Genomic DNA, 898 nt, shown 5'->3' on the forward strand with positions numbered 1-898 from the left:
AGCCGCGCATAGCGCTCGTCAATGTCCCAGAACCCCGCCTGTCCTCGCATTCCCAGCCTCCGCGCAAATCAGCAAAGGCAAGTGAATCAAAACGCGCTCTGGATTGCGAGGTTTTTCGAGGTGTCCAGGTGCGCCGGCGCGACGGCCGCAAGGCGGGGCGCTGGGCACGCGCACGCTCATGCTCGTGGCCGATCGTGCCAACACTCGATGGATCCTGGACTTCGTCTCCGATACCTTCACCGATGGCCGTCGCTTCCGGGTGCTCGCCATCGTCGATGACTACACGCGCGAATGCCTTGCATTGATTGCCGGCACCTCTATCGGGCCTGCGCGTCGTGGAAGGAGGACTTACAACACCACAGGCCCACTCGGCCCTCGGCAACATGCACCAGCCGAGTTCGCAATGAAATCCACATTGGAAAAACAGGCCGCATGAGGCCACAACGAAACCCAGGACTCTGCCTCAAACCGGAGGAGATTAGAGTCTCAGGTCACAGGCTTTGACCCGCGAGACGGCAGCTTGAGATCGAACTGACCGGCGAGATCGCCGGCATCCCGGCGCGTACAAAACGGCAAAGGCCCCGGTGCTTCCACCGGGGCCTTTGCAATTCTGGTTGCGGGGGCAAGATTTGAACTTGCGACCTTCAGGTTATGAGCCTGACGAGCTACCGGGCTGCTCCACCCCGCGCCACCAAGACGTAAGCTTACGCTTACGCAACTCGCTCTGCAAACGAAAAAGGCCGCGCAAGCGGCCCTGCCACTTTTCGTCGCCTATCATAAAGAGAAGATATTGATGCTTTTGGCAGACCTGGCAGCGACCTACTCTCCCGCGTCTTGAGACGAAGTACCATTGGCGCTGGAGCGTTTCACGGCCGAGTTCGGAATGGGATCGGGTGCA

General features: G+C 59.9%; 1 tRNA gene, 1 rRNA gene and 1 pseudogene. 1 reads left to right on the forward strand and 2 read right to left on the reverse strand.

The window, feature by feature from the left end:
- Window positions 1–128: 128 nt before the first annotated feature.
- Window positions 129–343: pseudogene (locus C7I84_RS30800) on the forward strand (IS3 family transposase); the annotation flags it as partial.
- A 268-nt stretch (window positions 344–611) separates the two neighbouring features.
- Here the strand turns inward: C7I84_RS30800 and C7I84_RS29320 are convergent.
- A tRNA-Met gene (locus C7I84_RS29320) sits at window positions 612–688 on the reverse strand.
- 118 nt (window positions 689–806) lie between these two features.
- Window positions 807–898, reverse strand: a 5S ribosomal RNA gene (rrf, locus tag C7I84_RS29325); the annotation flags it as partial.

The sequence above is a fragment of the Kumtagia ephedrae genome, assembly GCF_003012745.1.
In the GTDB taxonomy this organism is placed as follows: Bacteria; Pseudomonadota; Alphaproteobacteria; order Rhizobiales; family Rhizobiaceae; genus Kumtagia; species Kumtagia ephedrae.